At 63.6% G+C, this 26,131-nt stretch carries 29 protein-coding genes and 1 pseudogene; 9 read left to right on the plus strand and 21 right to left on the minus strand.

Features of this window, described 5'->3' with window-relative positions; all coding sequences use genetic code 11:
• Positions 1-21: 21 nt before the first annotated feature.
• Positions 22-630 carry a YqgE/AlgH family protein gene (locus FJ546_RS01195; protein WP_140887440.1) on the minus strand — a complete coding sequence of 203 codons (609 nt, stop codon included), beginning with the start codon at positions 628-630 and terminating at the stop codon, positions 22-24.
• Positions 631-801: 171 nt separating this feature from the next.
• Here FJ546_RS01195 and FJ546_RS01200 point away from each other — a divergent pair, with 171 nt between their 5' ends.
• From FJ546_RS01200 to FJ546_RS01210, 3 genes are all read left to right on the plus strand, one after another.
• Positions 802-1,608 (plus strand): protein-disulfide reductase DsbD domain-containing protein, encoded by an 807-nt coding sequence (locus tag FJ546_RS01200; RefSeq protein WP_140887442.1) that lies wholly within the window; start codon positions 802-804, stop codon positions 1,606-1,608.
• 95 nt (positions 1,609-1,703) lie between these two features.
• Positions 1,704-2,186 (plus strand): peroxiredoxin, encoded by a 483-nt coding sequence (locus tag FJ546_RS01205; protein WP_140887443.1) that lies wholly within the window; start codon positions 1,704-1,706, stop codon positions 2,184-2,186.
• Between the two features lie 94 nt (positions 2,187-2,280).
• Complete coding sequence (locus FJ546_RS01210; RefSeq protein WP_140887445.1) at positions 2,281-2,757, plus strand: DUF2938 domain-containing protein; 477 nt, start codon at positions 2,281-2,283, stop codon at positions 2,755-2,757.
• A gap of 4 nt (positions 2,758-2,761) precedes the next feature.
• On the opposite strand, the gene FJ546_RS01215 is transcribed toward FJ546_RS01210, so the two are convergent.
• From FJ546_RS01215 to coxB, 13 genes and pseudogenes are all read right to left on the minus strand, one after another.
• Positions 2,762-3,346 carry a histidine phosphatase family protein gene (locus tag FJ546_RS01215; protein ID WP_140887447.1) on the minus strand — a complete coding sequence of 195 codons (585 nt, stop codon included), beginning with the start codon at positions 3,344-3,346 and terminating at the stop codon, positions 2,762-2,764.
• Positions 3,347-3,387: 41 nt separating this feature from the next.
• Positions 3,388-3,921, minus strand: a complete 534-nt coding sequence (gene rnhA / locus FJ546_RS01220; protein WP_140887449.1) for a ribonuclease HI — start codon at positions 3,919-3,921, stop codon at positions 3,388-3,390.
• 11 nt (positions 3,922-3,932) lie between these two features.
• Complete coding sequence (locus FJ546_RS01225) at positions 3,933-4,895, minus strand: homoserine kinase (protein ID WP_140887450.1); 963 nt, start codon at positions 4,893-4,895, stop codon at positions 3,933-3,935.
• Between the two features lie 5 nt (positions 4,896-4,900).
• Positions 4,901-5,911, minus strand: a complete 1,011-nt coding sequence (ispH, locus tag FJ546_RS01230) for a 4-hydroxy-3-methylbut-2-enyl diphosphate reductase (RefSeq protein ID WP_140887452.1) — start codon at positions 5,909-5,911, stop codon at positions 4,901-4,903.
• A gap of 105 nt (positions 5,912-6,016) precedes the next feature.
• Entirely contained in the window at positions 6,017-6,772 is a 756-nt protein-coding gene (locus tag FJ546_RS01235) for an SURF1 family protein (RefSeq protein ID WP_181167768.1), read from the minus strand.
• Positions 6,769-7,155: a DUF983 domain-containing protein gene (locus tag FJ546_RS01240; RefSeq protein WP_140887453.1), complete on the minus strand. Its 387-nt coding sequence runs from the start codon at positions 7,153-7,155 to the stop codon at positions 6,769-6,771. Before FJ546_RS01240 ends, FJ546_RS01235 begins: the two co-directional genes overlap by 4 nt.
• A 2-nt stretch (positions 7,156-7,157) precedes the next feature.
• Positions 7,158-7,295: pseudogene (locus FJ546_RS31980) on the minus strand (L,D-transpeptidase family protein); the annotation flags it as partial.
• Positions 7,296-7,373: 78 nt separating this feature from the next.
• The gene (locus FJ546_RS01245) at positions 7,374-8,255 is read right to left on the minus strand and encodes a cytochrome c oxidase subunit 3 (RefSeq protein ID WP_140887455.1); all 882 of its coding nucleotides are present in this window, start codon (positions 8,253-8,255) and stop codon (positions 7,374-7,376) included.
• Between the two features lies 1 nt (position 8,256).
• The gene (locus FJ546_RS01250) at positions 8,257-8,889 is read right to left on the minus strand and encodes a cytochrome c oxidase assembly protein (protein WP_140887456.1); all 633 of its coding nucleotides are present in this window, start codon (positions 8,887-8,889) and stop codon (positions 8,257-8,259) included.
• A complete protein-coding gene (locus FJ546_RS01255) occupies positions 8,889-9,047 on the minus strand; it encodes a hypothetical protein (protein ID WP_080512128.1) in 159 nt (52 codons plus the stop codon). Before FJ546_RS01255 ends, FJ546_RS01250 begins: the two co-directional genes overlap by 1 nt.
• A 2-nt stretch (positions 9,048-9,049) precedes the next feature.
• On the minus strand, positions 9,050-9,994 hold the full coding sequence (locus FJ546_RS01260; RefSeq protein WP_140887457.1) for a heme o synthase: 945 nt from the start codon (positions 9,992-9,994) through the stop codon (positions 9,050-9,052).
• Positions 9,995-10,068: 74 nt separating this feature from the next.
• Positions 10,069-11,721 carry a cytochrome c oxidase subunit I gene (gene ctaD / locus FJ546_RS01265; protein ID WP_140887459.1) on the minus strand — a complete coding sequence of 551 codons (1,653 nt, stop codon included), beginning with the start codon at positions 11,719-11,721 and terminating at the stop codon, positions 10,069-10,071.
• A 38-nt stretch (positions 11,722-11,759) separates the two neighbouring features.
• Positions 11,760-12,644, minus strand: coding sequence for a cytochrome c oxidase subunit II (gene coxB, locus FJ546_RS01270; protein ID WP_095786887.1), 885 nt, complete (start codon positions 12,642-12,644; stop codon positions 11,760-11,762).
• Positions 12,645-13,020: 376 nt separating this feature from the next.
• Here coxB and FJ546_RS01275 point away from each other — a divergent pair, with 376 nt between their 5' ends.
• The 5 genes from FJ546_RS01275 (at position 13,021) to FJ546_RS01295 (ending at position 16,723) form a co-directional block, all read left to right on the plus strand.
• Positions 13,021-13,581 (plus strand): invasion associated locus B family protein, encoded by a 561-nt coding sequence (locus FJ546_RS01275; RefSeq protein WP_140887460.1) that lies wholly within the window; start codon positions 13,021-13,023, stop codon positions 13,579-13,581.
• 159 nt (positions 13,582-13,740) lie between these two features.
• Positions 13,741-15,153 (plus strand): metalloprotease TldD, encoded by a 1,413-nt coding sequence (gene tldD, locus FJ546_RS01280; RefSeq protein ID WP_140887462.1) that lies wholly within the window; start codon positions 13,741-13,743, stop codon positions 15,151-15,153.
• Positions 15,154-15,227: 74 nt separating this feature from the next.
• Positions 15,228-15,503: an AbrB/MazE/SpoVT family DNA-binding domain-containing protein gene (locus FJ546_RS01285; RefSeq protein WP_140887463.1), complete on the plus strand. Its 276-nt coding sequence runs from the start codon at positions 15,228-15,230 to the stop codon at positions 15,501-15,503.
• Complete coding sequence (locus FJ546_RS01290; protein ID WP_140888028.1) at positions 15,490-15,879, plus strand: type II toxin-antitoxin system VapC family toxin; 390 nt, start codon at positions 15,490-15,492, stop codon at positions 15,877-15,879. Before FJ546_RS01285 ends, FJ546_RS01290 begins: the two co-directional genes overlap by 14 nt.
• An 82-nt stretch (positions 15,880-15,961) precedes the next feature.
• Entirely contained in the window at positions 15,962-16,723 is a 762-nt protein-coding gene (locus tag FJ546_RS01295) for a transglutaminase-like cysteine peptidase (RefSeq protein WP_140888030.1), read from the plus strand.
• Between the two features lie 207 nt (positions 16,724-16,930).
• Here FJ546_RS01295 and FJ546_RS01300 read toward each other — a convergent pair whose 3' ends face one another.
• The 4 genes from FJ546_RS01300 to FJ546_RS01315 all read right to left on the minus strand — a co-directional run bounded on the left by FJ546_RS01300 (position 16,931) and on the right by FJ546_RS01315 (position 22,131).
• Positions 16,931-17,206, minus strand: coding sequence for a hypothetical protein (locus tag FJ546_RS01300; protein WP_140887465.1), 276 nt, complete (start codon positions 17,204-17,206; stop codon positions 16,931-16,933).
• 230 nt (positions 17,207-17,436) lie between these two features.
• Complete coding sequence (locus FJ546_RS01305; protein ID WP_140887467.1) at positions 17,437-20,001, minus strand: caspase domain-containing protein; 2,565 nt, start codon at positions 19,999-20,001, stop codon at positions 17,437-17,439.
• 130 nt (positions 20,002-20,131) lie between these two features.
• Complete coding sequence (locus FJ546_RS01310; protein ID WP_140887468.1) at positions 20,132-21,370, minus strand: class I SAM-dependent RNA methyltransferase; 1,239 nt, start codon at positions 21,368-21,370, stop codon at positions 20,132-20,134.
• The gene (locus FJ546_RS01315) at positions 21,367-22,131 is read right to left on the minus strand and encodes a TlyA family RNA methyltransferase (protein WP_140887470.1); all 765 of its coding nucleotides are present in this window, start codon (positions 22,129-22,131) and stop codon (positions 21,367-21,369) included. Before FJ546_RS01315 ends, FJ546_RS01310 begins: the two co-directional genes overlap by 4 nt.
• 167 nt (positions 22,132-22,298) lie before the next feature.
• On the opposite strand from FJ546_RS01315, the gene FJ546_RS01320 reads away from it, so the two are divergent.
• The gene (locus tag FJ546_RS01320; RefSeq protein ID WP_140887471.1) at positions 22,299-22,700 is read left to right on the plus strand and encodes a GFA family protein; all 402 of its coding nucleotides are present in this window, start codon (positions 22,299-22,301) and stop codon (positions 22,698-22,700) included.
• 17 nt (positions 22,701-22,717) lie between these two features.
• On the opposite strand, the gene FJ546_RS01325 is transcribed toward FJ546_RS01320, so the two are convergent.
• The 3 genes from FJ546_RS01325 to FJ546_RS01335 all read right to left on the minus strand — a co-directional run bounded on the left by FJ546_RS01325 (position 22,718) and on the right by FJ546_RS01335 (position 26,094).
• The gene (locus FJ546_RS01325) at positions 22,718-23,011 is read right to left on the minus strand and encodes a hypothetical protein (RefSeq protein ID WP_140887473.1); all 294 of its coding nucleotides are present in this window, start codon (positions 23,009-23,011) and stop codon (positions 22,718-22,720) included.
• Between the two features lie 147 nt (positions 23,012-23,158).
• Complete coding sequence (gene dxs / locus FJ546_RS01330; RefSeq protein WP_140887475.1) at positions 23,159-25,072, minus strand: 1-deoxy-D-xylulose-5-phosphate synthase; 1,914 nt, start codon at positions 25,070-25,072, stop codon at positions 23,159-23,161.
• Between the two features lie 101 nt (positions 25,073-25,173).
• On the minus strand, positions 25,174-26,094 hold the full coding sequence (locus FJ546_RS01335) for a pirin family protein (RefSeq protein ID WP_140887476.1): 921 nt from the start codon (positions 26,092-26,094) through the stop codon (positions 25,174-25,176).
• Positions 26,095-26,131 lie beyond the last annotated feature (37 nt).

A 26,131-nucleotide genomic window follows, 5' to 3' on the forward strand; every position in this document is an offset into this window, starting at 1 on the left:
CCAATCTCGAATGCCTGCGAGTTACGCGTGTCCGGCGGCCAGGCTGAGATGGGCGAGGTCGATGCCGATCGAGGCGAGGATGCGATCGTATTTGCGCTCGATGTCGGTGTCGAAGAGAAGTTCGGAGCTGGCTGGACAGGTCAGCCAGCCATTCTCGGCGATCTCGGTTTCCAGTTGGCCGGCGCCCCATCCGGAATAGCCGAGCGCCATCAGCGCGTGACGCGGGCCGCGGCCGGACGATATGGCGCGCAATATATCAACCGTCGCGGTCAGGCAGATATCGTCGGAAACGGTCAGCGACGATTCCACGCGGTAGTCGCCAGAATGCAAGACGAAGCCCCGGCTGCGATCGACAGGCCCGCCATTGCGCACGACGAAATCGCGCGCCTGCGCCGGCAGGCGGATCGCCTCCTGCTCGTTCATGATGCCGAGTTGCACCAACAGATCCGGAAACAGCATCTGCTGCGTCTGGTTGATGATCAGGCCCATCGCGCCTTCATCGCTGTGCGCGCAGACGTAGATGACCGAGCGCGTGAAACGATCGTCCTTCATGCCGGGCATGGCAATCAGGAACTGATCGTCGAGAAAGCCGCGTCCAGCAGCCGTCTTTTTGTGGCGCAACAAATCCATGGCAGAAGGGTACCGTGTTTCCCGGGCGCCGAAAAGATGCGCCGCGCCGGATTCGACCAAAGCCCATGGTGCCCAGGCCGCCATGGCTTGCCACCATGGGTCACGCAAATATGATGCCGGCAGGGCGATGAAATCATTGCACCGCCACGAACTGACGATCAAATCACCACCATGCAAAGCTTGAAAATCCTGCTGCTCGGCGCCGCCATCGGGTCGGCGAGCGTTCTCCCCGCCTCCGCCTCCTCGTCCGCCTGGTACAACAGCGAAGGCGGCAAAGTTCGGCTGGTGACATCGGGCAAACCCGACGAGGCCGGCCGCATCCAGGGTGTTCTCGACATCGCGCTCAAGCCGGGCTGGAAGACCTATTGGCGTGATCCGGGCGATGCCGGTGTGCCGCCGCAGCTCGATGTTTCGGCCAGCACCAATATTGCCAATGCCACACTCTCGTTTCCGGCACCCCAACGCCATGACGATGGTTATGGCAAATGGGCAGGCTACAACTATCCGGTTTCGCTGCCGGTGGTGTTCAAATTGTCGGCAGCGAAGGACTCGGCCGTCATCGACGCCGACGTCTTCCTCGGCATTTGCGAAACGATCTGCATACCGGTGCAGACGCGGCTGACGGTCGACCCTGGTTCCGACCCCGACAATGCGGACGATGCAGCGCTGGTGAAGGCCAGTTTCGCAGCGTTGCCGGCGCCCGCGAGATCGGATTTCGGCATCAATGTCCTGCCGGGCGATCACGAGACGCTGGTTGTCGAGGCGAGTTTTCCCGGTGACCCCGACGCGGCGGATTTCTTCGTCGCCGGCGAGCGGAATTACATGTTCGGCGCCCCTTCCCGCAGCGAAAAGGACGGCAAGCTGATCTTCACCGTGCCGATCCTCGACCGCCCCTCGACAACGCCAACGGATGGCGGACTTCACTACACGCTGACGAGCTCGGCCGGCGCCGTCCAAGGGCTGCTGCCTTTCCCTTGATCCAGCTTGCCCGAACGGTTGCAGGACGCCGCCGAGTTCGCTACGCAAGCATGCATCCTTCCTTCCTTCCTTCCCATTCCCCAAGCGAGGAACTCATGACCATTTCCGTCGGCGACAAGCTGCCCGAAGTAACCTTCAAGACGATGACCGACGACGGCGCCAAGACGATCACCTCAGCCGAGATTTTTCCGGGCAAGAAAGTGGTCCTGTTCGGTGTTCCCGGCGCCTTCACGCCGACCTGCAGCAACAACCATCTGCCCGGCTATCTCGAAAACCATGACGCCATCCTGGCCCGCGGCGTCGACACCATCGCCGTCGTGTCGGTCAACGACGTCCATGTCATGGGCGCATGGGCGCGCTTCACCGGCGGTGAGGGCAAGATCCTGTTCCTCGCCGACGGCAGCGGCGATTTCGCCAAGGCGGTCGGCCTCGACAACGACCTTTCCGCCGCCGGCATGGGCCTGCGCTCGAAGCGGTTTTCGATGATCGTCGACGACGGCAAGGTCACCGCGATCAATGTCGAGACCAAGTCCGGCGTCGACGAGTCCGGCGCCGCTCATATTCTCGGACAGCTCTAGGCTTCAACGGTCGCGTCGGGCGAGGCCGCAAGGCTAGCCTCGCCCGAGGACCGCTTGCACCCCAGAACTGCCGGTCTTCGGGGGGATCCCAACGATGTTTGACGTCTTCTGGCGCGCCGTCGTGATCGGCATCGGCGCCACGGTGCTGATGGATCTCTGGGCCATCCTGCTCCACAAGGCGTTTGGCCAGCCACGGCCGAACTGGGGACCGGTCGGTCGCTGGGTCTGGCATCTCACCGACAAGGTGTTTCACGATGATATCGGCGACGCGGCACCCTACGCGCACGAAGTGGCGCTTGGCTGGGCGTTTCACTATTTCGTCGGCATCGTCTACGCCATCATCCTGGTCGTGCTGGCTGGAACGGGCTGGCTTGCCGCGCCGACCTTCCTGCCGGCCTTTATCCTTGGGATCGTCACCGTCGGCGCCGGTTGGTTCCTGCTGGCGCCCGGCATGGGTGCCGGATGGGCAGCTTCGAAGCGGCCCGATCCGATGCGGATCCGGGCGCTGAACCTGGTGGCGCACACGGTCTTCGCGCTCGGACTTTGGGGCACGGCGCTGCTGATACGCTGAGAGTCTAAGGCTGTTCCAGCCTGTCGATCGGCCGCCATCCATGGATGAGGCGGCGGGCGCCGATATCGTAGGCAAAATAGTTGCCGCCGCCGGCCGGTTGGTCCGCCTCGCGGCTGATCTCCCGCCCGCTGAGGGACAGCAGCAGGAGCGTTCCAACGCCTCCATGGCCCACAAATGCAATGTCATCGGCGTCATTGCCGTCGAGCACGACTGTGACCTCGCTCACGATACGGTTCTGAGCATCGATGGCCCGCTCCCACCCGCGAATGCTTTCGCGCGGGTTGGCGAAGAACTGCTCAGCGACCGCTTCGAACTCCGGCGGCGGCAGGAAGCCGGTCGCGGAGCGGTCATTCTCGTGCGTCTGCTCCCTGACCTCGACCGCAAGGCGGAGATGGCTTGCCAGGATTTCGGCCGTCTCTATTGCCTTGCGTTCGCCCGACGACACGATGCGCCGGACCGCACCGACCCATGGCTGATCGAGCATGGCAACGGCTCTCGCCCGCCCGACGTCGGACAGCCCCCATTCCGGCACGGGAATGGCGGCATCAATCTGAACCTGGGGATGCGTGACATAGTAGAGGATCGGCACGATCGAGGTTCCTGCCTGGACGTGGACCCGGCCGCCGGAACTCAATAGCTCTGGGTCGACCGACGCGCTTTCGTGGCCACCGACTGCTTCGGCTGGGCATCCGGCTTCGGCGCTGATACCGCCGGCTTGAAGGAGCCCTTCTTGAACGGCGCCATTCCTTCCCGCGCGAGCTCGTCGGCGCGTTCGTTCTCGGTGTGGCCGGCATGGCCCTTCACCCAGTTCCAGGTGACCTTGTGGCGTCGGTTGGCTTCATCCAGCGCCTGCCACAGCTCGCCGTTCTTGACCGGCTTCTTGTCGGCGGTCCTCCAGCCGTTCTTCTTCCAGCCATGGATCCATTTGGAAATGCCGTCCATGACATATTTGCTGTCGGTGTGAAGCTCGACCGTGCATGGCTCCTTCAGCGCATTCAGCGCCGATATGGCCGCCAGCAACTCCATGCGGTTGTTGGTCGTTTCGGCCTCGCCGCCGGAGAGCTCCTTGGTGTTGCCGTTGAAGCGCAGGATGGCACCCCAGCCACCAGGGCCGGGATTGCCCGAACAGGCGCCGTCGGTGAAGATTTCAACCTGTTTGCTCATGACACCCCATATCAGGCCAATCCATATTCCGAAGCAGATTTGATCGCCCGATGGAACCGCATCCGCCTGATATATTCGGTCGGGTCGCGTTTCATGACCAGGCCGCCATCGGGAACGGTCAGCCAGTCGTAAAGCCGGGTCAGCATGAAACGCAGGGCCGAACCGCGAGCCAGCATGGGCAGTGCCGCCTTTTCCTCTTCGCTCAGCGGGCGCACGCTCTGATAGCCGGCGAGCAGTGCCTTGCCCTTGGTGAGGTTGAATGAGAAATCCTTCTCGAAACACCAGGCGTTGAGGCAGGTGGCGACGTCGTAGGCATAGAGGTCGTCACAGGCGAAATAGAAGTCGATCAGGCCGGACAGTTTTTCGCCCAGGAAGAAGACGTTGTCCGGAAACAGATCGGCATGGATGATGCCTGCCGGAAGGCCTTTGGGCCAGTTGCGCGCGAAATCGGCGAAGTCGGCGTCGACCTCGGCCGCCAGGCCTGGCTCGACCTCGTCGGCCCGGTCGCGGGCCGCGTGCCACAGCTTGCGCCAACCGTCGATGGCGAGCGCATTCGGGCGGGTCATCGGAAAATCGGCACCGGCCAGGTGCAAGGCGGCCAGTGCCTTGCCGACCTCGGCGCAGTGCGTCGCCGCCGGCCGCCGCAGCGAAAGCCCTTCGAGAAAGGTGATGATGACCGCCGGCCGGCCGGCCAGCGTGCCGATGACGCTGCCGTCATGCGCGGTCACCGGCAGCGGGCAGGACACGCCCTTGTTGGCGAGATGGCCCATCAGCCCGAGGAAAAACGGCAGATCCGCCTTCTCGACGCGCTTCTCGTAGAGCGTCAGTATGTAGGAGCCGCTGGAGGTGTGCAGCAGGAAGTTTGAGTTTTCCGTGCCTTCGGCGATGCCTTTGTAGGACAGCAGATCGCCGACCGGATACTGCTTCAGGAAAGCGCCGAGTTCGCCCTCCGCAACGTCGGTATAGACCGCCATCTGCCTTACGCGGCCCCATTGACGAAGGCCATGTCGGCCGGCGTCAGTTCGACATCGCGCAGTACCCGCATGACCGGAAAATCCTCTGTTTCGGTGGCCGTGATGGCCAGGTCGATGGTGACATCGAAGCGCTGGCGGAACGCGTCGATGATCTCGTCGACGATGATCTCCGGCGCCGATGCCCCGGCCGACAGGCCAAGCGTCGAAATGGTGCCGATGTCATTCCATGGAATTTCGGCGGCGCGCTGCACGAGAAGCGACATTGTGGCGCCGGCACGCTCGGCCACTTCGACAAGGCGGCGCGAATTGGAGGAATTGGGAGCGCCGACGATCAGATAGAGATCAGCGCCCGGGGCGGTGTCCTTGACCGCCTCCTGGCGGTTGGTGGTGGCGTAGCAGATCGATTCCGCCGCCGGCGCCTGCAGATCGGGGAAGCGCTCCCGCAGCGCTCGGATGATGCCGGCGGTGTCCTCGACCGACAGCGTGGTCTGGGTGACGAAGCCAAGCGCCTTCGGATCGGCGGGCACGAGCCTGGCGGCATCGGCCTCGGTCTCGACCAGCGTGACAGCGCCGTCCGGCAATTGGCCCATGGTGCCGATCACCTCGGGGTGGCCGGCGTGGCCGATCAACAGCACATGGCGGCCAAGCCGCTGATGGCGCATCGCCTGTTTGTGGACCTTGGAGACCAGCGGGCAGGTAGCGTCGAGATAGAACAGGTTGCGCGCCTGCGCGTCCGCCGGCACCGATTTCGGCACGCCATGCGCCGAGAAGACGACCGGCGACTGCCGGTGTTCGGCCGGGATCTCGGAGAGTTCTTCGATGAAGACGGCGCCAAGGCTCTGCAGCCCTTCGACAACGTAACGGTTGTGCACGATTTCGTGGCGGACATAGACCGGCGCGCCGTATTTCTTCAGCGCCAGCACGACAATCTGGATGGCACGGTCAACGCCGGCGCAGAAACCGCGTGGCTGGCAGAGCCGGATCGTCAGCGGAGGCTTGTTGGTTGTCTTATGCATCAAATCCTGGCCGGTTCGTCAGCGCCGAAATGAGGTGCCTGGCCCTGCCCTGTCAAGAGCGTCGGTAGAAAGGGGGCGTCGGCAGCAAGGGGGCATCGCGCGTGGTCATTCTTCTTTCGCGGGACGGCGAAGCCGCAGGATGAGCACTGCGGCAAGTGCCGCGGCAAGCCCATACCAGGTGACAGCATATTGCAGATGGCTGTTCGGCAGGTCGATGATGGTGACGCCGCCGATCGGCAGACCACCGGGATTCGGCGTCTTGTCGGCATCGATGAAGATCGGCACCAGCGTGAACCCGGCCGGCAGGCCGGCGCTCGCCGCCATGGCGTCGCGGTCCTTCCAATAGAAGATGTTCTTCGCCACGTCATTGTCGGGAAGCATCATCGACGGCTTTGCCGGCAGCGGATTGCGGGCAAGCCCGGTGATGGTCACCTTGCCTGGGATCTGCCCGTTGGCACGCTTGGCCGGGTCTTTCAGATCATAGGGTATGAAACCACGATTGATCAGCACGAAGCGGCCATCGTCGAGGGCAAGCGGCGTGTAGACGTTGAAGCCGGCGTCACCTTCCCAGGTCGCGTAGAAATGCTGTTCGCCCGAATGCAGGAACGTGCCGGAGACGGTGACAGGCGTGTAGTCGACGTCGCCGGTCGAGGCGAATTCCTTCTCGACTTCGGCCAGCGGCAGCGGCGCCGAATGCGTGCGCTGGCCGATGGTCTGCAGGAGACCTTCCTTCCAGTGCAGGCGCTGGACCTGCCAGGTGCCGAGCGCCAGCAAGATCAAAAGCAGGACCAGACCAAGGCCGAGCAGCAATGCCGATCGTGGCCGCGAACGGCCGGCACCTTTGATGGTCGCTTCGCTCATTCGTCGCGGTCCAGCCGGCCTTCGGCCGCCTTGTTGGCATATTGGAGAGTGAGCAGCACGCCCTTGATCAGCCGCAGCGCCGTCAGGCACAGCACCAGGGCCAGCGGGATCCAGACCAGCAGATGCAGCCATAGCGGCGGGCTCAGCGTCACCTCGACCCAGAGCGCCAGTCCGACGATGATGAAGCCGATGATCAGGATGACGAAGACCGCCGGTCCGTCGCCCGCATCGGCGAAGGAATAATCGAGGCCGCAATTGACGCAGCGTTTGCCGACGGTGAGGAAGCCGGAAAACAGCCGCCCTTCGCCGCAGCGCGGGCAGCGGCCGTGCAGGCCGGCCGAAATCGGATCGATCGGAGGCCAGATCGCCTTGTCTTCACTCATCGCTACTGCTCGATCTCTATCGGTGTCCCATCGGCCACCATTGCCCAGATTTCGTTCATGTCGGAGTCCGTAACGGCAATGCAGCCATCAGTCCAGTCGACCAATTGAAGCAGACGGTTCCACCAGCCGAAACCATTCGGCAATCATTGCGCCGAAAAGAAGAAGGCGGCCACGTCGCCGCGGCCGCCCCTCCCTGAAATCCAATCGCAAAGGCCGGATCAGTGGCCTTCGATCACCGCACCAGCCGATCCCCAGACATAGATCGCTGAGAACAGGAAAAGCCAGACCACGTCGACGAAGTGCCAGTACCAGGCAGCCGCCTCGAAGCCGAAATGCTGCTTGGGGGTGAAATCGCCCTTCATCGCGCGGATCAGGCAAACCAGCAGGAAGATGGTGCCGATGATGACATGGAAGCCGTGGAAGCCGGTCGCCATGAAGAAGGTGGCGCCGTAGATGGAATCCTTGAAGCCGAACGGTGCGTGTATGTACTCATAGGCCTGCACCATCGTGAACAGCATGCCGAGGCCGACGGTCAGCACCAGGCCGTTGATAAGGCCCTTGCGATCGCCATGGATCAGCGAATGGTGCGCCCAGGTGACCGTGGTGCCCGACAGGAGCAGGATGATGGTGTTGTAGAGCGGCAGGTGGAAGGGATCGAGAACCTCCATGCCCTTCGGCGGCCAGACACCGCCGGTAAATGTGTGGCGCGCATAGTTCTGCACCTCGCCAGCAAAAAGGCTGGCATCGAAATAGGCCCAGAACCAGGCAACGAAGAACATCACCTCCGAGGCGATGAACATGATCATCCCGTAGCGCAGATGCAGCGACACGACGCGCGTGTGATGACCCTCATGCGCTTCCTTGATCGTGTCCGACCACCAAGCGAACATGGTGTAGAGCACGATCACCAGGCCGATGAAGAACAGCCACGGATTGGCGATGTTGTGGCCGAAGATCGGGAAGGAGCCGCCCTTCAAATACTCCATGAGGCAGACACCGCCGAAGGCCGTGACGAGCGCCCCGATCGAGCCCAGGAAGGGCCACGGGCTCGGGTTGACCAGATGATAGTCATGCTGTGGTTTTGCGTGCGCGTCTGCCATATCAACCCCCGAGATTTGCTTCGGCATCTGAAATTGTCTTGCTGGTGCCTTGGACCGGCTCCGACGAGGCGACCGGTTTGTTCTTCTCGACCGGGAACATCGTATAGGACAGCGTGATGGTCTTCACGTCCTTCAGTTCCGGCACATTCACGATATCGGGGTCCACATAGAACAGGACCGGCATGTCCAGCGTCTCGCCCGGCTTCAGCGACGTATCGGTGAAGCAGAAACACTCGACCTTGTTGAAATACGGGCCCGCCAGTTCCGGCTGCACGTTGAAGGTGGCGCGGCCGGTGACGGGGCGATCGAACTTGTTGGTCGCCTGATAATGCGCCTGCACGGTCTCGCCGATCTTCATGGTCATCGAGCGCTGGACCGGCTGGAATTCCCACGGCACGCCGGCGACATTGGCGTCGAAGCGGACGGTGATCTCACGGTCGAGCACACGGCCGGCATACTGCTTCTCGACACGTTGCGTCGTGCCGCCGTAGCCGGTCGCCTGGCAGAACATCTTATAGAGCGGCACGGCGGCATAGGCCATGCCGATCATGCCGGTGAAGAAGGCAAGACACACCGCCGCGACGATGCGGTTGCTGTTCTTGCCGGCCGGTTTTTTGGACATCTCGACGCTCATCACATCGTGCCCAGATTGTGGCCGAACTTGATGATCGTGGCGATGTAGAAAATGACGACAAGCACAGCCAACGCCACGCCTATGGCGATGGATCGGCTGCGCTGGGCCTTCCTCTGACGCTCGGTCAAGGTGACCGTTTCAAGCTTTTCCTCGACCATGATCATGCCCCACCCATGGCAAGCGCGCGTTCGACAACGCTGTCGGCCAGATAGGCAGCGAAGATGGCGAAGAGATAAAGCAGCGAATAGGCAAACAGCGCCTTGGCCGGCTTCATGATGCGGTCGTCATCGGCCATGCCGAGCACTTTCCAGGCGTACCAGACGAAGCCGATACCAAGCAGTATGGCGGCCACGCCATAGAAAGGCGTCGTATAGCCGAGCAGCCACGGCGCGACGCCGACCGGGGCCAGCACCAGCGCATAGGCGAATATCTGACGGCGGGTCGAAGCGTGGCCGGCGACGTTGGGCATCATCGGGATGCCGGCACGCTCATAATCCCCGGACTTGAACAGCGCGAGCGCCCAGAAATGCGGCGGCGTCCACAGGAAGATGATCAGGAACAGGACGATGCTTTCCAGGCTGACCGATCCGGTCACCGCGGCCCAGCCGATAACCGGCGGAATGGCGCCGGCCGCGCCGCCGATGACGATGTTCTGCGGCGTCCAGCGCTTCAGCCACATCGTGTAGACGACGGCATAGAAGAAGATGGTGAAGGCCAGCAGCGTCGCCGACAGCCAGTTGACCAGCACCCCGAGCGTCATCACCGACAGCACCGACAGCACCAGGCCGAAGCTGAGCGCCTCGTGCGGCTGGATGCGGCCGGACGGCACCGGACGGCTTGCAGTCCTGGTCATCACCGCGTCGATGTCGGCGTCGTACCACATGTTGAGCGCGCCCGAGGCGCCGGCGCCAATGGCGATAGACAGGATGGCGATCACCGCCAGCAGCGGGTTGATGGTCACCGGGGCGGCGACCAACCCGACAAAGGCGGTGAACACCACCAGCGACATGACGCGCGGCTTCAGCAGGGCGAAGAAATCGCCCGCTGTCGCTTCCGACATGCGGAAGCCCGCTTCGTCAATGCTGGTTTCGTCGACTAGGGCCATGCGTACTCAGTCCATCATTCCGTTGGCCGAAACCGCCGGCGGGCCGGCGGTTTCGTATTCGGGCGGGAGCCGCCTTACTTGATCTTCGGCAGCTGCTCCCACTGGTGGAACGGCGGCGGCGAAGGCAGCTGCCATTCGAGCGTGGTGGCGCCCTCGCCCCATGGGTTGGCACCAGCGATCCGCTTCTTCTGGAAGGCTTCGAAAACGCAGTAGAGGAAGATCGCCACACCGACGGCCGAGATGTAGGAGCCGATCGACGACACATAGTTCCAGCCGGCAAACGCGTCCGGATAATCGATGGTGCGGCGCGGCATACCGGCCAAGCCAAGGAAATGCTGCGGGAAGAAGATCAGGTTGACGCCGACGAAGGTGACCCAGAAGTGGGTGTTGGCGATGACGGGCGAATACATGTAGCCGGTCATCTTGGGGAACCAGTAGTACCAGCCGGCGAAGATGGCGAACACCGCGCCCAGCGACAGCACGTAGTGGAAGTGGGCGATGACGAAATAGGTGTCGTGCAGCGAGCGGTCGAGGCCGGCATTGGCCAGCTGAACGCCCGTGACGCCACCGATGGTGAACAGGAAGATGAAGCCCAGCGCCCACAGCATCGGCGTCTTGAACGAGATCGACCCGCCCCACATCGTCGCGATCCAGGAGAAGATCTTGACGCCCGTCGGCACCGCGATGACCATCGTGGCGAAGACGAAGTAGCGCTGCGTGTCCAGAGACAGGCCGGTCGTATACATGTGGTGCGCCCAGACGATGAAGCCGACGGCGCCGATCGCGACCATGGCGTAGGCCATGCCGAGATAACCGAACACCGGCTTCTTCGAGAAGGTCGAGACGATGTGGCTGATGATGCCGAAGCCCGGCAGGATCAGGATGTACACTTCCGGGTGACCGAAGAACCAGAACAGGTGCTGGAACAGGAGCGGATCGCCGCCGCCATCGGGCGCAAAGAAGGTGGTGCCGAAATTGCGGTCGGTGAGCAGCATGGTGATGCCGCCGGCCAGCACAGGCAGGGACAACAGCAGCAGGAAGGCGGTGACCAACACCGACCAGGCGAACAGCGGCATCTTGTGCAGCGTCATGCCCGGAGCGCGCATGTTGAAGATGGTGGTGATGAAGTTGATGGCGCCGAGGATCGACGAGGCACCGGCGATGTGGATCGACAGGATCGCCAGATCCATGGCCGGTCCGGGCTGACCCGAGGTCGACAACGGCGGATACAGCGTCCAGCCGCCGCCGACGCCGAAGGCGCCCGGCGCGCTCGGCACGAACATCGAGGTGAGCAGCAGGATGAAGGCTGGCGGCAGCAGCCAGAAGGAGATGTTGTTCATGCGCGGGAACGCCATGTCGGGCGCGCCGATCATGATCGGCACCATCCAGTTGGCGAAGCCGCCAATCAGCGCCGGCATGACCATGAAGAAGATCATGATCAGCGCGTGCGCGGTGGCGAAGGCATTGTACATGCTCTTGCCGCCGTCGATCGCGGCGTCACCGTTCATGCCGTAGACCATCTGGGCCAGACCGCTGAAGATCTGGATGCCAGGCTCCTGCAGCTCCATGCGGATGGCGACCGACAGCGCGCCGCCGATGATGCCGGCCATGATCGCGAAGATCAGGTAGAGCGTGCCGATGTCCTTGTGGTTGGTCGAATAGACCCAGCGCACCCAGCCATGATAAGGCTTGTGGTCGTGGCCGTCGTGAGCTGCAGCGTCTGCCATGTTCCGCTCCGTTCCCTAAATCTTGCTAACCCGCGGCATCAATTGCCGGCGGCCGCTACCTTGTTCTGGCCATCGACCTCGGCCATCAGCGTCTTGTTGGCGCCGGGCAGATCGGTCTTGGCCGCAGCCAGCCAGGTCTTGAACTGCGCGTCGGAGACGACACGAATGGCGATCGGCATGAAGGCGTGGTCCTTGCCGCAAAGCTGCGAACACTGGCCGTAATAGAGGCCTTCCTTCTCCGCCTTGAACCAGGTCTCGTTGGTGCGCCCCGGAATGGCGTCGATCTTGATGCCGAAGGACGGCATGGCGAAGGAGTGGATCACGTCGGTCGCGGTGACGAGCACGCGTGTCATCGTGTTGACCGGCACCACCAGCTCATTGTCGACGGCGAGCAGGCGCGGATAGACCTTGCGATCCTCCTTGCCGGCCTTGGCGCGATCGCCATCCTGGAGGATGGCCGAATTGAAGGAGAGCGTGTTGTCGGTCTGGTATTCGTAGTCCCAGTTCCATTGGTTGCCGGTCGCCTTGACGGTGAGCTTGGCTTCCTCCGGCGGGGTGTACTGCGCGGTCAGCAACTGGAACGAGGGGATGGCGAGGCAGAGCAGGACCACGACCGGGCCGACGGTCCAGATCACCTCGATCAGCGTGTTGTGGCTGGTCTTGGAGGGAACCGGGTTTGCGCTCGCGCGGAACCTGACGATGCAGTAGGCGAGGAGAAGCAACACCAGGATGGTGATCGGGACGATGAACCACATCGTATAATTTCCGAACCATTCGATCTGCCGCATCATGTCGGTCGCCGGCGCCTGGAAGGTCGTCTCCCACGCCACGGGCTGATCGGCATGGGCGGACGTGCCGGCGAAAAGCGCGGTGGCAGCCCCAGCACTGGCTAGAAACTTGGCGTCTGCTAGGAAATTTCTCATCGCCCTCTTCGTCTCCCAGTTCCTCGCGGCGGTGCCAACGAGAATAACGAACAATGCCGGGACGGGAATCCCGACAGTCTCAAGCTGGTTCAAACCATACTCTTTTTCCCTCCGCAAGAAAGGAGCGGAGGAAACTGTGCGGCATTTTTGCGCGCAAGCCGAGACGGCTCTTCCGGGGCAGCGGCGATGGCGGCGAATCGCGTATGTTTGGCCGGCTGCTCGCCTCATGTTGGCAAGGTGCGCGATGCGTCGTAATTCAGGCGAATTTGGCAGGGAAAAGCGCTGGATTGCCTGTTTCGGGACAGTTCGGCAGCGGTCTCGTCCTTTACTTGGCATTGGCGCGGCTTAAAGTGCCGTGATTCGCAATGGAGCCGTCATGAACTCTTGGCTTTCGAGACTGGGGCATACGAGACCGGGGCTTTCGAGCACCTTGGTCAAGGCCATGTTTCTTGCCGCTTTGTCCGCGGCCAGCCTGTTCGTCGCCGGTCAGGCCAATGCCGCCCAGCCGAGCGGCACGGTGCGCTCGACGCATGGCGCATGGTCGATCATCTGCGACACGCCGGCAGGCGCCACCTCCGAACAATGCGTGATGATGCAGAATGTCGTCGCCGAGGACCGCCCGGAGATGGGGCTGTCGGTGGTCGTGCTGCGCACCGCCGACAACAAGGCCGAGATCCTGCGCGTGCTGGCGCCGCTCGGCGTGCTTTTGCCGAACGGGCTCGGCCTCAATGTCGACGGCAAGGACATCGGCCGCGCCTATTTCGTGCGCTGCTTCCAGGACGGCTGCTATGCCGAGGTCATCCTCGAAAAGCCGCTGCTCGACACGTTGAAGACCGGTACGTCGGCGACGTTCATTGTCTTCCAGACGCCTGAGGAAGGCATCGGCATCCCTGTCGACCTCAAGGGTTTTGCCGACGGTTTCGCCGCCCTGCCCTGATCCCGTGCTTTGCGCAGAACCGGGTTCTGACTCAGCTTTCGTGAATGCCGCATGGGCCGGCCGTTGCCATTCGTCGACGCTGATCCTCATTGCCGATTGTGCGGGCGCGGCTTCGCGCCTACATCGGGGGAAAGCAATCTTCCCACGGACGGACGCGCCATGAAAAGCCTGATCGGCCAATTCGATATCTCCGACGATCGCATCAAGCAGATCGTCGCCGACACCATCAAGGGCGCCGATGACGGCGAACTGTTTCTCGAATACAGCGAGAGCGAGGCGCTGATGTTCGACAATGGCCGGCTGAAGACCGCCAATTTCAACACCGACCAGGGTTTTGGCCTGCGTGCGGTCGCGGGTGAAGCCAGCGGCTACGCCCATTCGAGCGACCTCTCCGAAGCCTCGCTGCTGCGCGCGGCCGCCGCCGTCTCGACGGTCAAGGGCGGCTATTCCGGTACGCTTGCCGCCGCCCCCGCCCGCACCAACCGCCATCTCTACGGCGACGAGAACCCGATCCCCTCGCCCTCCTTCGAGACCAAGGCAAAGCTGCTGCAGGAAATCGACGCCTGGCTGCGCGCCGAGGATCCACGGGTGCGCCAGGTGACGGCCTCGCTCGCCGCGTCCTGGCAGCATGTCGAGATCGTGCGCGCCGACGGCCAGGTGGTGCGCGATATCAGGCCGCTGGTCCGGGTCAACGTCTCGGTCGTGGTCGGCGACGGCGACCGCCAGGAAAGCGGCTCCTACGGCATGGGCGGACGCAAGGCATTCGGCGACTTCCTGATCGAGGACAGCTGGAAGCATGCCGCCAAGGAAGCGCTGAGGCAGGCGCTGGTCAATCTCGAGGCCATCCCCGCTCCGGCCGGCACCTTCGACATCGTGCTGTCCAGCGGCTGGCCGGGCGTCATGCTGCACGAGGCCGTCGGGCACGGGCTGGAAGGCGATTTCAACCGCAAGAAGACGTCGGCCTTCGCCGGGCTGCTGGGCCAGCAGGTCGCCGCCAAGGGCGTCACCGTCGTCGACGACGGCACCATCCCGGAGCGGCGCGGCTCGCTCACCGTCGATGATGAGGGCACGCCTTCGGCCCGCAATGTGCTGATCGAGGACGGCAAACTGGTCGGCTACATGCAGGACCGGCAGAACGCCCGGCTGATGAGCATGAAGGCCACCGGCAACGGCCGGCGCGAAGGCTATGCGCACCAGCCGATGCCGCGCATGACCAACACCTACATGACGTCGGGCGACATGGAGCCGGACGAGATCATCGCCTCGGTCAAGAACGGAATCTACGCCGTCTCCTTCGGCGGCGGCCAGGTCGACATCACGTCGGGCAAATTCGTGTTCGGCTGCACCGAGGCCTACATGATCGAGAACGGCAAGGTGACACAGCCGATCAAGGGCGCGATGCTGATCGGCAATGGGCCGGACGCCATGCACCGCGTCTCGATGGTCGGCAACGACATGAAGCTCGACAATGGCATCGGCATGTGCGGCAAGGCCGGACAGGGCGTGCCTGTCGGCGTCGGCCAGCCGCATCTGAGGATGAACCAGATGACGGTGGGCGGCACCAGGGTTTGATGGGGACCTTATAGCCTTGAAATCAGCGTCACTTCCGACTATCTTACGTTTGTCTTACATTGAGGCAAGTGACAATGGCCGGCTCCGAAAAGCTCACCACCACCACCGTCTCAACCAAGGGGCAAGTGATCCTGCCGAGCGCCATCCGCAAACGCAAGGAGTGGGGCGCCGGCACTCGGCTGGTGGTCGAAGACACGCCTGAAGGCGTCATCTTGAAGTCGGCACCTGCCTTCGCCGCTACCCGGCCTCAAGACGTCTTTGGTTTGCTGCCTCATAACGGCAGGCCGAAGACGCTTGAAGACATGGATGCGGGCGTTCTCGCCGAAGCACGGCGGCATGCTCGCGATTGATACCAATGTCGTCGTTCGGTACCTGATGAACGACCATCCCGAGCAATCCCCGCGCGCCCGGCGCGTGATCGATGACCGACCCGTATTTGTCGCCGTGACGGTCATCCTGGAAGCCGAATGGGCGCTGCGAAGCGCTTACGGCCATGATCAGGCCGCTATCGTCAGAGCTTTGCGGGCGTTCGGCGGCCTTCCCACGGTTGAAATCGAAGACGCGGCAATTGTGTCTTCCGCGCTCGATCTGGTCGAGACCGGTGTGGCTTTCGCAGATGCGCTGCACCTCCGCAAGTCCGCGCATTGCACGGGATTTGCGACCTTCGACCGCAAATTGATCGGGGCCGTGCAGGCAGCGGGGCTCGGGGACGTGCAAGAAGCATAGCGCGATGCGTGGCGGAGTGGCGCCACGCCGCGTTGCGGGCCGCGAACACGAACATGTTAACGCCTTCTTAAATGTTTAATTGATCGCGCACGATCGCCACATTACTTTTGATCGGTCCTCTCGTGCGGTGGTGTTGCCAGTGCTGCGTTCCCTCGGCGTCCTGACTTCCTCCTTCCTGCTTGGCTGTGTTTGGCTGTTTGGCGCAACGTGGCTGAATGTCGGTTCGGCGTCAGCGCAATCCACCTTGCCAAAGCAGTCGACATTGTTCGGGAAGACGCAATCACCCTCGGGTGCCTCACTCTCCGCCGCGGTTGGCGGCCCCACCAGCGTCCCCTACGGGTGGGTCGATTTCTGCCATCGCCGACCAAAAGAGTGCAAGGTGCCCGCTCTGCCGGCCGCGAACGTCAAGCTGACCGCGCAGACCCTGCGCATCCTCAAGCGGATAAATCAGAAGGCGAACAGTTCCATCAAACCGGTGAGCAACTTCGATCACTGGGGCACGATGATGGACCACTGGGACTATCCGGTGGACGGCAAGGGCGACTGCAAGATCTACGCGCTCTACAAGCGCAAGCTTCTCATGGAGGCGGGATTTCCCCGGCAGGCGCTGCTGATGACCGTGGTGCACGACCTCGACAATGAAGGCCACACCATCCTGACGGTGAAAACCGACAAGGGCGATCTGGTCCTCGACAATCTGGTCGACGAAATCAGGCCCTGGAACGCGACCGGCTACTACTTCGTGAAACGCCAGTCGCAGCAGAACCCGAATATCTGGGTGTCGATCAACCGGCGAGGCGGCACGCCGCAGACCCTCACGAACGTTGCCAAGCTCGTAGACTGAGCAACCTTTCACCACAGCGGTCCAAGCGTCACGTACGGTCGACGCGTTTTCAGCACTCGGGATGGTAGATTCCGCGACCGTCCGGCCCGCCCTTGACGAACCCAATGAACACGGCTTCAGACGGAAACCCGATTCATGTTTTTGCTGAACTGCCGCCAGCCTGCCCCGGCAGGCAAGCTGGCAACAATTGCCCAAATCAGCTGTTGATCAGGTGGCCTTGCCACCGTTCTTCTTGCAGTCGGCCCGGAACTTCTCGCGCGCCTTGCCGTGCAGCTTCTTGGCGTCCGCGAGTGCGGAACATTGCTTGGAGATCGCGGTCTTCTCCGGCGTCATGGCAGACGCCGCGGGCTTCTTCGCCGGGGCGGCCGCGGTGGCGGCCGGGGCAGTCGTGGTCGTGGTCGCTGCTGTCGTCGCTGCCGCGGCGACTCCCGTCGCAACGAACCCGGCCAGGGCGATAGACGTCAGGAGGCTTCCAATCCTCATTGTGCTCACTCCGTTGAGGCCCCCCGGCGCCGATTAGGTACCAGCGGGCCGAGGCACCGCGCAATCTTGGCGGTGGCCAACCACGCAGTTGTGATCTGATTGCGGACAGCCGCCGCGGCCCGCCATGGTTTGTCGCCGGCCGACACGGCCGGGTTACCTCACACAACGCGACCCGCGACGCGTTTCGTGCATGTCCCGACCCAGGCCGAACCACCTCTGGCCGACATGCGCTATTTCTTGCAAGCGGGCTCATTGGGGTGCCCGCATGACGGCTGCTTGACGGCCGGTGGCTGCGGCGGCCTTGGCTGTGCCGGCCGCTGCTGCTGCATCTGCTGCTTCGGCTGGGCGTGGAACTCCGGTCTCTGCGGCCTGGGCTGAGCCTGCACCTTCAGCTGCGGGTTGCCGTTGTTGACTTTGAATTTCTGCTGGACACTGCCGCCGCCGTTTCCGTTGGCAGGCAACTTGTGGAATTTCGGCCCGTTGCCATTGACCTGGGCCCCACCATTGCCTTGCCCATTGGCCTGGCCGTTCAGCTGGCCGCCTTGATCGTGAAGCTTCTTGAACTTGCCGTTGGGCGGCTTCTGGCCTGAATTCTGGCCATTGAACGCCGATGGGCTGTTCACCCCATTCGCGGCAGACGTGCCGTTGGCGCCCGGAATCTTGCGCAACTTGGCATTCTTGCCCGTACCATTCTGGCCTTGCCCATTGCCCTGGCTATTGGCCCCATTCTGCCCATTCACCACCGGGTGTCCGGCCACGGCGTTTCCGCCGGCCGTGGCCTGCTTGTTCAGGGGCTTCCTAGAGTTGTTCTTGGGCAGATTCGGGTTGTTGGGCAGGTTCTGTCCATTGAGCACCGGCTTGCCATTGACGAGCGGCAGCGTCTTGCCGTCGGCACCGGGCAAGGCATGACCCGCCGGCTTGTTGGCAGGCAATGTCTTCGACAGCGGCATGACACCGCCCGGCTGCTGACCGCCCTGCCCCGGCTTCAGCGGGAGGCCGCCCGGGTTCTGCTTAGGCAGATTTGGGTTGTTGGGCCGGTTCTGTCCATTCAGCACCGGCTTGCCATTGACGAGTGGCAGCGTCTTGCCGTCGGCGCCGGGCAAGGCATGGCCCGTCAGCTTGTTGGCAGGCAATGTCTTCGACAGCGGCGTGACGCCGCCCGGCTGCTGGCCACCCTGCCCCGGCTTCAGCGGGAGGCCGCCCGGGTTCTGCTTGGACAGCACGGTTTCCTTTTTCTGCAGGAAAGCCGGCAACGCCACCTTCGTTGCCAGCGCCGCCGCACCAAGGCCCACGGCGCCAGCAGTCAGTTTCTGGCCGGTGGTGAGACTGCCGCCCTGGTTGTTGTTCTCGTTGATCGTCGTGTTGTTGATGGTGGTGTTGTGGATGTTGTTGAAGATGACGTCGTTCGGCGGCGGGGAGATATCACGCGGCGGGTTCACCCAGGCGGGCACCGGCACGAAAACAGGTGTCGGCAGAAGGAAGATTCCGACCGGCGGCGGCGGCGGTGCCAGTTCAACGAAGTCGCGCGGCCGCGGCGGCAGGAAGATGACCGCCACGGGTGGCGGCGGCGCGAAATCGAATTCCGGGTCGTCGAAATAGAGCACGGGCCGGTCGACATAGACGATCTCATCGGGCGGTGGCGGCGGCACGTCGTAGGCGTAGACGGCAAAACCCCGCGGCGGTTCAAGCGCGGCATCGAAATGCTCGAGCCTGCGCCTTGCGTCCCAGGCGTGCGGACCGTGCGGATAGCGATCGAGATAGGACCAGTAGGCTTCGGGCGTATCCCTCAGCCAGGTCTGGCGCCAGGTGATCGCCTCGCGCCGCGCGGCCAGGATCGCGCGCACCCGCCTGGCCATCGGGTCGTGGGGATAGGCGACCAGAAAATCCTCGTAGCCACGCATCGTGTCGCGATCGAGAGCCGCGATATAGGCATCATGCGCATCGAAGTCGCGGATTTGCTTGGTCCGCATGGCGCCGACCTCGGCTGACGACATCTGCTGCGGCGGGGCATCCGGCCCGCGGTCGAAGAAGACGAAAGGCTCCGTGATCTTGGAGGCGTTCCAGGGCAATTCCGCACCCTGCGTCACCTCGTTGACGCGCAGGCGCGTGCGGTCGAAGACATCACCGAGCTGCAAGCCGCCATCCCTGATCATCTCGGCAAGCGCCTGCGCATAGGCGCCGTAAGGCCCTTTGCCTTCCGGCGCGACCGTGCCCGGGGCGGCGTTGAAGGCGATCAGCATGTTCGGGTCGGGATCGACCAGTGCAAGGCCGCCGGCCAGCGGCTGGTTCGACTTGGCGAAGGAGTTTGGCCGCGCCGCGTCCAGCACGACGATGTTGACCTTCGTCGGCAGCGCTGCAAGCGGCTTGGTGAGGTCGGATATCCGCACCGCGGCCATCGGCACGTCAGCGGCATTGGCGATCTGGGCATCGATAGGCGCGAAGTAGTTCTCGCCCTCGAACTGCAGGCCCTGGCCGGCCAGATAGACGAACACCACCGCGTCGGGACCGGCTGCCGTCACCTTGGCGAGGAAATCGCGATAGGCGCCGCGCAGCGATTCCTGGTCGACGTCGCGCGCGCCGACCACGTCGAACCCAGCCGCTTGTAATGTCTGGGCAATCAGGCCGGCATCGTTGGCCGGCGTCGCCAGCGCGCCCGCCGGATAGGCGGCATTGCCGATGACGAAGGCTAGGCGCTTTTGGCTTTGCGCCAGCGCCGCTGCCGTCGACCCGAACGCGAAAATGGCGAGGGCAAGAAAGAAGGCGAGAAGTTTCGAGACCGTCCGCATTACGATCATCCGTCAGGTGAGAATGCCTATGCCGGACTAGGCTGCTACAAGAAGGCGGCTTTGCGGCGTCAATCCGGCCGCTTTGGGCCGGGAGAGGCTGAAGTGGCTGGTCTCAACGAAACGTGATCACGGGCCGGCGTCAGCCGCGCCTTCTCCTGGGCTTTTCCAGCAGGGCGACAGCCTCGACATGGGACGACCACAGGAACTGGTCGATCGGCGTCACGCTTTTCAGGGTGTAGCCGCCGTCGATGAGGATGCGCAGGTCGCGAGCCAGCGTCACCGGATTGCAGGACACCGCGGCAACGAAGGGAACATCCGAGCGGGCGATCTGCTTCGACTGGTCCTCGGCACCCGCGCGCGGTGGATCGAAGACAAGGCCGTCGAAGGCGTTCAACTCCTTGAATGTCAGCGGCCGGCGGAACAGGTCGCGGCGCTCGCCCGTCACCCGCTTCAGGCCGGTCGCGAATCGTGCCCCCCGATCGAGCGCCGAGAGAGCCGCCGCATCGCCCTCCACCGCGTGGACTTCCGACTTCGCGGCCAACCGCAAGGCAAAGCTGCCGCAACCGGCGAAAAGATCGGCGACCTTCTTGGCGCGTTTCAAATGTCCGCCGACGATCTCGGCCATGGTCCGTTCGGCGGCCTCGGTCGCCTGCAGGAAGGCGCCGGGCGGCACGGCGACAGCAACGCTGCCAAACATGACCACGGGCTTCCTCGGTTCGATGATGATCTCGTCATCAATGGACAGCCTGGCAAAGCCTTGCGTCAGTACAAAGTTGGAAGCGATTCGGCGCTGATGCTCGCCGAGCTTGCCGGACTCATGCACCGCGACATCGAGGCCCGAACCCGTCACGGTGACCGCCATCCGGAACGATTTGGTGGTGGCGCATATCAAATCGGCGAGCGCCTTCAACCGGTCGAGTGCTGCGACGATCTCGGGCAGCGAGATCGGGCATTCCGATATGGAAATGATTTCCGGCGACAAATGACGGTTGAAGCCGAGCAGCATGCCCGTCTCGGCGCGCCGGGCGGCGAGCACGACACGGCGGCGCGTGTGCGGCGCGCAGGCGACCAATTCGTCGATGCCGCAATCGATGCCCTTCAGGGCGTGCACCACCTTGTCGCGTTTCCACTGGCGATAGGCTTCGGCCTCGAAATGCTGGAGGGCGCAGCCGCCGCATTCGGTGAAATGGCGGCAGGCGGGTTCGATGCGCAGCGGCGAGGCCTCCAGCACCGCCATCAGCGCGGCACGATCCCGTTCGCGCGCGGCGGTGACTGTCTCGCCGGGCAGCGTGAAGGGGATGAACAGGTCGCCGCTTTCGGTTTCGGCGATGCCGTCGCCCTGGGCGCCAAGCTTTTTTATGGTGAAGCGCGCGCTCATCGATCCTTGATCCCACCAAGCAGGAATTCGCGATTGCCGTCGCCGCCTTCGATCGGCGACAGATGCAGGCCGAGCGAACGCCAGCCCGGAACGGCGTCCAGCCAATCCTGCAACAGGCCGGCGACACGGGCGGCATCGAAGGGGTCTTTCAACAGGCCGCCCTTGCCGATCGCCTCGCGACCCGCCTCGAATTGCGGCTTGACCAGAAAGACCGCGGCAGCACCAGGCTTCGCGACGGCGAGCGCCGGCGGCAGCGCCAGTCTCAGCGAGATGAAGCTGACGTCGGAGACGATGAAATCCGGAATGCGGCCGGCAAGATCCGCGGCGGTGAGGTCACGGGCATTCAGTCCCTCGATGACCGTCACGCGCGGGTCCTTGCCGACATCGGCATGCATCTGGCCGTGCCCGACGTCGATGGCGGTGACATGGGAGGCACCACGCTCCAGCAGCACCTGGGTGAAGCCGCCGGTCGAGGCGCCGATGTCGAGGGCCTCGCGGCCGGCCGGATCGAGGCTGAAGTGATCGAGCCCGCCGAGGAGCTTCAGCGCCGCGCGCGAGACATAGCCTTGCGCCGGATCATCGATGGCAACAAGGCATTGCGGCGAAACGTTCTGACCGGGCTTACGGGCAATGGTGCCGTCAACCGTCACCGTGCCACGCTCGACCGCGTCGCGGGCACGCGAACGGCTGGCAAACAGGCCGCGCTGGACGAGCAGGTCGTCGAGCCGCTGGCGGGTGCTGGCAGGCGGAGGCGAGTTCATCGGCCTTCATGGCGAAAGCCGGCAGCGAAGGCAAGGACATTGGGGCCGGACAAGGCAAGAAGCGGCGACCCCATCGAGCCGCGCTACTGCTTGCCTCCATCGTGTGAGGTCCGGCAAAATGAAAATCGAGGAGACCAGCACTCTATTGTCGGAACCGGGGAGGACGAATGCTGACGGGAACCTGCCATTGTGGCGCAACCCATTGGACCCTGGAGGGCGACCCTGGGCCGATCACAGCTTGCAACTGCACGCTTTGCCGGCGCTATGGCGTGCTCTGGGCCTATGACTATGTCGACGAACGCATTCGCGTTTCGGGACCGATGGGCAGCTACACGCGCGCCGGAAAGGACATGCCGTCGCTCGAAATCCTGTTCTGCCCGACCTGCGCCTGCGTGCTCGCCTGGCGTGGTTTGCGCGCAGAGGCGTCTGGCCAAACACGCATCGCCGTCAATGTGCGGCTGGCGCCACCCGAGGCCGTCGCCGATCTGCCGATCGACCATTTCGATGGCCTCGACACGTACGACGACTTGCCGCGCGACGGCCGCTGTGTCCGCGACATGTGGTTTTAATCGCGGGGCGACATGCACTAGAAAATGGTACGCGAAACCTGGCGATCGACGGCTGGAGCCAAACCGTCATCGCGATCTCCCGAAGCTTGCTCACGTGGATGCTCGGTCGCAACCGCAGGCGCCGGAACAGGATCCGGCAGGACGACCAGTTGCGGCACCTGCTTGTAGGAAAAGCCGCCGCGGATATCGCCCACCTTGCCGGCGATGATGCCCATGGCCGCCTTTTCAAGGCTGCGATCATAGCGCGTTTCGGCGACGGCCGGCGCGACGATGACCGCTGAAAGCGCCACGCCGCACAGAAGCGTTCTCATTGTTTGTCTCCCTGCCTGATCACCGATCTAGCAGGGCGCCGTTGAAAAACGGCCAAGGGACACGGTAAGCAGAATGCCAAACGGCAGCGTTAACAATGTGTTAAGACGTCAAGCCGGCAAACTGATTGAAGCCCCTGAGACTTTGATTCACGCGCGCTGGGCGCGGGCTGTATGGCCGAGGGCGACAAATACCGTGCGCACGATGCCGGCGGCATCCAGACCGGCATCGGCATACATCTTCTCCGGCTTGGCGTGGTCGGTGAAAATGTCGGGCAGCACCAGCGGGCGCACCTTCAGACCGCTTTCCAGCAGTCCTTCATGGGCAAGGAACTGCAGCACATGGCTGGCAAATCCACCGATGGCCCCCTCCTCCACCGTGACCAGAACCTCGTGCGAGCGGGCGAGCCGGCGGACCAGATCCTCGTCGAGCGGCTTGGCGAAGCGGGCATCGGCAACGGTGGTGGAAAGCCCGGCCGCACCGAGTTCCTCGGCAGCGATCAGGCAATCCTGCAAGCGCGTACCGAACGACAGCAGCGCCACCTTTGTGCCTTCCCTGACGATGCGGCCCTTGCCGAGTTCGAGAACCGAGCCGCGCTCCGGCATGTCGACGCCGACGCCGTTGCCGCGCGGATAGCGGAAGGCGATCGGGCCCTCATCGTAACTCGCGGCGGTGCGCACCATGTGGCGCAATTCCGCCTCGTCGGCGGCCGCCATCACGACAAAGCCCGGCAGGCTTGCCAGGAAGGTGGTGTCGAACGCGCCGCAATGGGTGGCGCCATCGGCGCCGACGAAGCCGGCGCGATCGATCGGGAAACGCACCGGCAGCTTCTGAATGGCGACGTCATGGACGACCTGGTCGTAGGCGCGCTGCAGGAAGGTCGAATAGATCGCCGCGAACGGCTTGTAGCCTTCGGTCGCGAGACCGGCAGCAAAGGTCACCGCATGCTGTTCGGCAATGCCGACATCGAAGGTCCGTGACGGGAACACTTCGCCGAACAGATCAAGCCCCGTGCCGCTCGGCATGGCGGCGGTGACGGCGACGATGCGGTCGTCCTCGCGGGCTTCCCCAATCAGGCTTTCGGCGAACACCTTGGTGTAGGCCGGTGCGTTGGCCGGCGCCTTGGCCTGCGCGCCGGTGATGACGTCGAACTTGTTGACGCCGTGGTACTTGTCGGCGGCGGCCTCCGCCGGCGCATAACCCTTGCCCTTCTGGGTGACGACATGGATCAGCACCGGGCCTTCGCCATTGTCGCGGACGTTTTTGAGCACCGGGATCAGATGTTCGAGATTGTGGCCGTCGATCGGGCCGATATGGTAGAAACCGAGCTCCTCGAACAGCGTGCCGCCGGTGACGTAGCCGCGCGCATGCTCGACAGCCCTCGTGATCGCACGATCGGCACGCTTGCCGAGGTAAGAGGTCAGCTTCTTGCCGAAGTCGCGAAGGCCGGCATAGGCCTTGCCCGAGGCGAGACGCGCCAGATAGGCGCTCATGGCGCCGGTGGGCGGCGCGATCGACATGTCATTGTCGTTGAGGATGACGATGAGCCGGGCATCGAGCGCGCCGGCATTGTTCATCGCCTCATAGGCCATACCGGCCGACATGGCGCCGTCGCCGATGACGGCGATGACGTTGTTGCGGCCGCCGGAGAGGTCGCGGGCGGCTGCCATGCCGAGGCCGGCCGATATCGAGGTCGAGGAGTGCGCGGCGCCGAAGGGATCGTATTCACTCTCGGCGCGGCGGGTGAAGCCGGACAGGCCGCCTTCCTGTCGCAGCGTGCGGATGCGGTCGCGGCGGCCGGTCAGGATCTTGTGCGGATAGGCCTGGTGGCCGACATCCCAGATCAGCCGATCGTCAGGGGTGTTGAAGACATAGTGCAGCGCCACCGTCAGTTCGACCACGCCGAGGCCGGCACCGAGATGGCCGCCGGTGCGCGACACCGCGTCGACCAGTTCGAGGCGAAGCTCGGACGCCAGTTGCGGCAGCTCACTCTCGTCAAGCGCGCGCAGGTCCGCCGGGATGCGGACCTTGTCGAGAAGCGGCGTATGCGGCGTTGCGTTCACGGGAGCTCAGGCTTTCTGTTCAACGGCGGGATAAGCCGCCGGCCGGCGAAAGTAAATGCGTGTCGGTGACGCGGATCTATCAGGTCCCCTCGCAGATTTCCTCAGCTTTCCGGCAGCGGGATGAACTCTTTCTCATCTCCAGGAACGATATCGAAGCGTCCCGTCTTCCATTCCTGCTTGGCCTGTTCGATGCGCTCCCTCGACGAGGAGACGAAATTCCACCAGATGTAGCGCTGCGAGCCAAGCGAGGCGCCGCCGAACAGCATGAAATGCGCACCGGTTTGCGACGATATGATGATCTCGTCACCCGGCCGGAACACCAGGAGCCGCTCCGCCGGAAAGACGTCGCCCGAAATCGCGACCTCGCCTTCCAGCGTGTAGATGGCGCGCTCTTCCGCGTCGGCCGGAATCTTTATGCTGGCGCCCGGCGCCAGCCTAAGGTCAGCGTAAAGTGTCTCGGAATCGGCCCTCACCGGGGAGCGAAGCCCCTGGAAATCGCCAATGACGATGCGGCCGCGGACGCCTTCGGCATCGATCTCGGGCAGCCGCAAGGCAGCGGTGTTCTCGAACACCGGCGCCACTTCCTCCTTGCCATCGGGCAAGGCGAGCCATGTCTGCAGGCCTGAGATCGACATCGCCGCGCCGCGCAATTCCTCCGGCGTGCGCTCGGAATGAACGATGCCGCGGCCGGCGGTCATCAAATTCACATCGCCGGGCTGGATCACCATTTCGGTGCCCAGCGAATCCCGATGCCGAATCTTGCCATCGAACAGGTAGGTCACCGTCGACAGGCCGATATGCGGGTGAGGACGGACATCGAGAGCCTGGCCTGCCCGCAGGATCGCCGGACCCATGCGATCGAAGAAAATGAACGGCCCGACCAGCCGCCGCCTGGCGGTGGGCAGAGCGCGACGCACCTCGAAGCCGCCAATGTCCTTGGCGTTCGGGATGACCATCAACTCGATCTGGTCGCTGGCAAAGGCGTCGCCGGCTTCAGGGTCTTTCCCGGGAAAGAAGCTCATGGACTCTCCTTGTCATTGGTCGAGGGCCACGTGACGG

Source organism: Mesorhizobium sp. B2-4-19 (assembly GCF_006441315.1).
In the GTDB taxonomy this organism is placed as follows: domain Bacteria; phylum Pseudomonadota; class Alphaproteobacteria; order Rhizobiales; family Rhizobiaceae; genus Mesorhizobium.

What these genes read in the sequence shown, in the direction of transcription:
- FJ546_RS01195 (WP_140887440.1), bottom strand. Translation starts at nt 630, where the DNA reads ATGGATTTGTTGCGCCACAAAAAGACGGCTGCTGGACGCGGCTTTCTC.
- FJ546_RS01200 (WP_140887442.1), top strand. Translation starts at nt 802, where the DNA reads ATGCAAAGCTTGAAAATCCTGCTGCTCGGCGCCGCCATCGGGTCGGCG.
- FJ546_RS01205 (WP_140887443.1), top strand. Translation starts at nt 1,704, where the DNA reads ATGACCATTTCCGTCGGCGACAAGCTGCCCGAAGTAACCTTCAAGACG.
- FJ546_RS01210 (WP_140887445.1), top strand. Translation starts at nt 2,281, where the DNA reads ATGTTTGACGTCTTCTGGCGCGCCGTCGTGATCGGCATCGGCGCCACG.
- rnhA (WP_140887449.1), bottom strand. Translation starts at nt 3,921, where the DNA reads ATGAGCAAACAGGTTGAAATCTTCACCGACGGCGCCTGTTCGGGCAAT.
- FJ546_RS01225 (WP_140887450.1), bottom strand. Translation starts at nt 4,895, where the DNA reads ATGGCGGTCTATACCGACGTTGCGGAGGGCGAACTCGGCGCTTTCCTG.
- ispH (WP_140887452.1), bottom strand. Translation starts at nt 5,911, where the DNA reads ATGCATAAGACAACCAACAAGCCTCCGCTGACGATCCGGCTCTGCCAG.
- FJ546_RS01235 (WP_181167768.1), bottom strand. Translation starts at nt 6,772, where the DNA reads ATGAGCGAAGCGACCATCAAAGGTGCCGGCCGTTCGCGGCCACGATCG.
- FJ546_RS01240 (WP_140887453.1), bottom strand. Translation starts at nt 7,155, where the DNA reads ATGAGTGAAGACAAGGCGATCTGGCCTCCGATCGATCCGATTTCGGCC.
- FJ546_RS01245 (WP_140887455.1), bottom strand. Translation starts at nt 8,255, where the DNA reads ATGGCAGACGCGCACGCAAAACCACAGCATGACTATCATCTGGTCAAC.
- FJ546_RS01250 (WP_140887456.1), bottom strand. Translation starts at nt 8,889, where the DNA reads ATGAGCGTCGAGATGTCCAAAAAACCGGCCGGCAAGAACAGCAACCGC.
- FJ546_RS01255 (WP_080512128.1), bottom strand. Translation starts at nt 9,047, where the DNA reads ATGGTCGAGGAAAAGCTTGAAACGGTCACCTTGACCGAGCGTCAGAGG.
- FJ546_RS01260 (WP_140887457.1), bottom strand. Translation starts at nt 9,994, where the DNA reads ATGGCCCTAGTCGACGAAACCAGCATTGACGAAGCGGGCTTCCGCATG.
- ctaD (WP_140887459.1), bottom strand. Translation starts at nt 11,721, where the DNA reads ATGGCAGACGCTGCAGCTCACGACGGCCACGACCACAAGCCTTATCAT.
- coxB (WP_095786887.1), bottom strand. Translation starts at nt 12,644, where the DNA reads ATGAGAAATTTCCTAGCAGACGCCAAGTTTCTAGCCAGTGCTGGGGCT.
- FJ546_RS01275 (WP_140887460.1), top strand. Translation starts at nt 13,021, where the DNA reads ATGAACTCTTGGCTTTCGAGACTGGGGCATACGAGACCGGGGCTTTCG.
- tldD (WP_140887462.1), top strand. Translation starts at nt 13,741, where the DNA reads ATGAAAAGCCTGATCGGCCAATTCGATATCTCCGACGATCGCATCAAG.
- FJ546_RS01285 (WP_140887463.1), top strand. Translation starts at nt 15,228, where the DNA reads ATGGCCGGCTCCGAAAAGCTCACCACCACCACCGTCTCAACCAAGGGG.
- FJ546_RS01290 (WP_140888028.1), top strand. Translation starts at nt 15,490, where the DNA reads ATGCTCGCGATTGATACCAATGTCGTCGTTCGGTACCTGATGAACGAC.
- FJ546_RS01300 (WP_140887465.1), bottom strand. Translation starts at nt 17,206, where the DNA reads ATGAGGATTGGAAGCCTCCTGACGTCTATCGCCCTGGCCGGGTTCGTT.
- FJ546_RS01305 (WP_140887467.1), bottom strand. Translation starts at nt 20,001, where the DNA reads ATGATCGTAATGCGGACGGTCTCGAAACTTCTCGCCTTCTTTCTTGCC.
- FJ546_RS01310 (WP_140887468.1), bottom strand. Translation starts at nt 21,370, where the DNA reads ATGAGCGCGCGCTTCACCATAAAAAAGCTTGGCGCCCAGGGCGACGGC.
- FJ546_RS01315 (WP_140887470.1), bottom strand. Translation starts at nt 22,131, where the DNA reads ATGAACTCGCCTCCGCCTGCCAGCACCCGCCAGCGGCTCGACGACCTG.
- FJ546_RS01320 (WP_140887471.1), top strand. Translation starts at nt 22,299, where the DNA reads ATGCTGACGGGAACCTGCCATTGTGGCGCAACCCATTGGACCCTGGAG.
- FJ546_RS01325 (WP_140887473.1), bottom strand. Translation starts at nt 23,011, where the DNA reads ATGAGAACGCTTCTGTGCGGCGTGGCGCTTTCAGCGGTCATCGTCGCG.
- FJ546_RS01335 (WP_140887476.1), bottom strand. Translation starts at nt 26,094, where the DNA reads ATGAGCTTCTTTCCCGGGAAAGACCCTGAAGCCGGCGACGCCTTTGCC.